Annotated in this window: 4 protein-coding genes; all 4 read left to right on the top strand. The window is 58.9% G+C overall.

Features of this window, described 5'->3' with window-relative positions; translation table 11 throughout:
- The first annotated feature begins 541 nt into the window (after positions 1–541).
- The 4 genes from PG896_RS20455 (at position 542) to ruvC (ending at position 4,285) form a co-directional block, all read left to right on the top strand.
- The gene (locus tag PG896_RS20455) at positions 542–1,492 is read left to right on the top strand and encodes a transposase (protein ID WP_053288170.1); all 951 of its coding nucleotides are present in this window, start codon (positions 542–544) and stop codon (positions 1,490–1,492) included.
- A gap of 618 nt (positions 1,493–2,110) precedes the next feature.
- Complete coding sequence (locus PG896_RS20450) at positions 2,111–2,338, top strand: hypothetical protein (protein WP_270836158.1); 228 nt, start codon at positions 2,111–2,113, stop codon at positions 2,336–2,338.
- A gap of 283 nt (positions 2,339–2,621) precedes the next feature.
- Positions 2,622–3,530: a Gfo/Idh/MocA family protein gene (locus tag PG896_RS20445; protein WP_270836157.1), complete on the top strand. Its 909-nt coding sequence runs from the start codon at positions 2,622–2,624 to the stop codon at positions 3,528–3,530.
- Positions 3,531–3,763: 233 nt separating this feature from the next.
- Complete coding sequence (gene ruvC, locus PG896_RS20440) at positions 3,764–4,285, top strand: crossover junction endodeoxyribonuclease RuvC (RefSeq protein WP_010673515.1); 522 nt, start codon at positions 3,764–3,766, stop codon at positions 4,283–4,285.
- The last annotated feature ends 318 nt before the right edge of the window (positions 4,286–4,603 follow it).

Genomic DNA, 4,603 nt, shown 5'->3' with positions numbered 1-4,603 from the left:
TTAGCGACTAATCAGATCGCACAAACTGGACTGAGTTCCCTTCCTCCGGTGATCTACTATTCGGAACAGCTATTTAGGACACCCACCTTTTTGACAGCGGCGTATCTCGTATGTTGGGCTCCGCAAGCTCAGCACCAACCTACACCGCTAATTAATGTCGTATCTCGTATGTTGGGCTTTGCAAGCTCAGCGCCAACCTACACGGCCAATTAGTATAGAGGAATCTGGGACACCCACCTTTTTGTATGGGGCGTAACGCCACCAAATCCCACGCTACCGCCCATGGATTACAGCTTCCAATATGCTCCATTGACCAGCGAGGGCAGTGGCCCATCGCAGTTCAACAGGTTCCAGATAGCCACTGTAAGACAAACGAAACTACCCAAGCGAGCCTTAAAATGATGTAACCATCGGAATCACATCGTTTTTTGAACTTGATCAGCAAATTGTGCAATCTGGGGGTGAAATCTGGGACACCCACCTTTTTGACAGCGGCGTAGCCCTGTACTTGGCTTGAGGTGTCACTGTCAGGGAGTGAGCCATGACCATTGCCCGTTCACGTCAAATCAGTTTGCAGGATACGCCTTACTACCATGTGGTCAGTCGCTGTGTGCGGCGGGCGTTTCTGTGCGGGGAAGATGCCCACTCCGGCCAGAGTTACGAGCATCGGCGTCAGTGGGTAGTGGACAAGTTGGGCCAATTGTCGCGACTGTTTGCCATCGGTGTGTGTGCCTATGCGGTGATGAGCAATCACTATCACCTGGTGCTCAAGGTCGAGTCGGATACCGCTGCCAATTGGAGCGAGCGGGAGGTGGCCGAGCGTTGGGCGGCGCTGTTCCAGTGGCCGCTGCTGGTACGACGCTGGTATCAGGGGGAATCCCTGATTGAGCCCGAACTGGCCGTGGTGCAACAACTGATAGGACAGTGGCGGGATCGCCTGCATTCCATCAGCTGGTTTGTGCGGTTGCTCAACGAAAACCTGGCTCGGCAGGCCAATCGGGAAGATGGTTGTAAGGGCCATTTCTGGGAAGGGCGCTTCAAGAGCCAGGCCTTGCTCACCGAATCAGCCCTGCTGGCCTGCATGGCCTATGTTGATCTCAATCCGATACGAGCGGGATTGTCCGATCGGCCCGAGCAGAGCGATTACACCAGCCTCAAGCAGCGTCTCGATGGCGAGCAGTCCGCCGCCCCATTGCCGCCGTTGCTGTTGCCATTCGCGCACGAAGCGCGACCCGATAGCCTGGCATATACCTTTGCGGATTACCTGATGCTGGTGGACTGGACAGGTCGCGCCATCCGAGTGGACAAACGGGGCCATATCCCAGTTTGTCTTGCCCCCATCCTGACGCGGCTGGGGGTGGACGAGGTGCGCTGGCTCAAGCAAGTGACGCTGTTTCGGCGCCAGGGCATCAGAGTGGTGGGTGACAAAGAGCATTGTCAGCAGTTTGCCTGGCACTGTGGCCAGCGACGGTGTCATCAACCATCCCTTTGAGTGATGAATGCTCGCATCATAACAACGTCCGGTATCGCGCCATCACCCCGCCGGTGTGATCGCATCTGAATTGGCGTCATCGATGCCAAGACATTCTCTTTAATCCCCCGAGTTTCACAAATGCCATCGCAAATGCTGGATGACAAGTTGTGCTGGGCGCTGGATGAGGGCTTTCTCCAAAAGATGGCTGTCCTGATAAGGCGCCATGAATTGGCGTCATCGATGCCAAGACATTCTCTTTAATCCCCCCGAGTTCCACAAATACCATCGCAAATGCTGGATGACGAGTTGTGCTGGGCGCTGGATGAGAGCTTTCTCTAAAAGATGGCTGTCTTGATAACTCTTTCTCCAAAAGATGGCTGTCCTGATAAGGCGGGTTGGGGAAAAGGGGCTATCGGCCCTTTGTTATCAGGCCGTTTTTTCACAACGCTGCGACACCGTGGGTGTTGCTTGAGCAGGTGATTTTTGCATCAGTGAAACAGAGTGGGTGATATGGTTCCTCCAATGGAACAATTCGTACACAAAGATGGCTGTCCCAAATGAAGAAAGGCTTTGTTATCTTGCTGGATACGTTGGCAAGGGCGAGTCACGTGGAACGTTCAAGTCAGGAGCAATCAGATGGCGATAAAAACGCGATCCCGAAGAGAGAAGGTAGGCAGCGGGCTCGGGCTGGTGATGGGGCTCATCGCCTTTAACCTGATTGTGCCCCTGCTTCCGGTTGCAACAGAGATGTCGGATATGACCCGGATGATAGGTGCCATGGTCAGCGCCATGCTTTGCGCCGAGCTGGGCGCCAGGATTGGCAAGTGGCGGGATGCCAAAGAGCAGGCCAGGTCGGCAGAGTAACTCGACGTGAGAAGAGCGCCAATCGCCCGAGTGCGGCGGTGTGTGCGGGTGTAACAGGCAGGGCGACATTTGTTGCCCTGCCTGTTTTGCTATCGCGGTGTGCCGCTCAAGCGCCGCGCCGCCGGGGGGCGCTTCGATGGAGGAAGGTGGCCAGGGTGTCGCGGGGTGATGCCGCATTGCATCAGAAGGCGCCTGGAGCGAGATGGCGCCAAGGCTGGATCTGCGAGGGAAATCCTGAGATCGTGCAGGCAGTTATCTGGTTATCCCCTTGAGAGGAGTGCCCATGCGCATTGCCCTGATTGGCCTTGGCGATATCGCCCGGAAGGCCTATCTGCCGCTGCTTGCAAACGACGAGCGAGTCACCCCGCTGCTCTGTACCCGGAGTCCCTCGGTGCTCGGCAAACTGGCGCGCCAGTACCGGATTGGCGAGTGTTTTACCGATGTCGATGCGCTGCTGGCGAGCCGACCTGATGCGGTGATGATCCACGCTGCCACCGCCGTGCACGGCAAACTGGCGGAGCTGTGCCTGCGTGCCGGCATTCCCACCTTTGTGGACAAGCCGCTGTGTGACAACGCAGGAGAGGTGGAGGCGCTCGCCAATCTCGCCATCGCCAGGGACTGCCCGCTGTTTGTGGGCTTCAACCGTCGCTATCTGCCCGCCATGGCCGCCGCACGCGGCCAGCCGCTGACCGAGCTCCATTGGCAAAAGCACAGGCACGCCCTGCCAGGGGCGCCTCGTCAGTTTCTGTTCGACGACTGTATCCATGTGCTCGACAGTCTCTGCTGTTATGGCGGCGAGCCGGACGGGGAGCTGCATGCGGTGCTGCGACGCAGCAGTGAGCAGCCCGAGTTGCTGGCCGGGGTGAGCGTCGCCTGGCAGAGCGGGCAGATGGCGGTGAGCGGCAGCATGAATCGCAGCGCCGGCATGACCGAGGAGCGCATCGATGCCTATGGCGACAACCTCTCATTGCATATCGAGAACTGCACCCGTGGCCTGCTTGCGCGAGACAACACAGTGCAGACCCTGGCTCCGGGCGACTGGCAGCCCGTGCTGGCGAGCCGAGGCTTTGTCGCCATGCTCGAGCACTGGTATGGGCAGATTGACGTCGGGCGGGCAGACGGGGCGCTGGTCGAGAGCTACCTGCAAAGCCATCGACTGGCGGAGCGCCTCGTCGCCCTGGCAAAGGGATGACCCGAATGCAAGGGGCTGGTGACGCCGGCAGGCATCACTGGCCAGAGAAGCGGCAGAGCACTGTATGAGATGGTGGCTCCTTGCGCAGTCAGCCGGGAAAGGTGCCAGCGAGCGAGCCAAGCGAAGGCGGGTTTGTTATCTTGGCGGCCATCAAGAGCTGCAGGGCAAGAGATCGCAATGAAGAAGGTGTCGAAGATGAGATGGCTGACCGCAGTGGGCGGGGTATTCCGTTCATGAGCATCATTCTGGGGATTGATCCCGGTTCGCGCATCACCGGTTACGGGGTCATTCGCATCGTCGCGGGCAAGGCGGAATATCTGGGATCGGGCTGCATCCGCACCGATCTGGGGGAGCTGCCGTCTCGCCTGAAGCAGGTCTATGACGGGGTGAGCGAGATCATTACCCAGTTCAAGCCGGACGAGTTCGCCATAGAGCGGGTCTTCATGGCGCGCAACGCGGACTCTGCCCTGAAGCTCGGCCAGGCCCGTGGCAGCGCCATCGTCGCGGCGGTCAACGCCCTGCTGCCGGTGAGCGAGTATTCGGCCACCCAGATCAAGCAGGCGGTGGTGGGCACCGGTGGCGCCGCCAAGGAGCAGGTGCAACACATGGTGACTCACCTGCTCAAGCTCTCTGCCACCCCCCAGGCGGATGCGGCGGATGCCCTCGGGGTGGCGCTCTGCCACTTCCATACCCGCCAGAGCCTCATTCGCATGGCCGGGCGGGCCAGCGGATCGGTGCGCGGCCGTTATCGCTGATCCCTGGAGGAGGGCTATCGGTGTTGGCAGGGGAGCGCCGGGGGCCGGAGCTGCTGACAGAATCGCTGGTCGGGTCACAATCTGTCGCGTCCCTCCATAGGACTCCCGTGGAGAAGCGTACCGGGCGGGTGAATATCTTTCTACTTTATCAATAACTTGTGACCTTCATCACATATCCGCGATGAGCCGGGTCGGTTTCGTCTTGCTCCGCCACACTCCCATAATATGGCGCCTGTTCAATGTAAGCGCCCCTAGATCAGCACCTGTTTTTCGGACAATACGCTCGTCACACTTAACCTCATCGTTTCTTCATCGAGG

Origin of the sequence: Aeromonas sp. QDB30 (assembly GCF_027707645.1) — a bacterium.
Taxonomy (GTDB): Bacteria; Pseudomonadota; Gammaproteobacteria; order Enterobacterales; family Aeromonadaceae; genus Aeromonas; species Aeromonas caviae.
The sequence above is the reverse complement of the archived record's forward strand: the minus strand, read 5'-3'. Positions and strand labels throughout refer to the sequence as shown.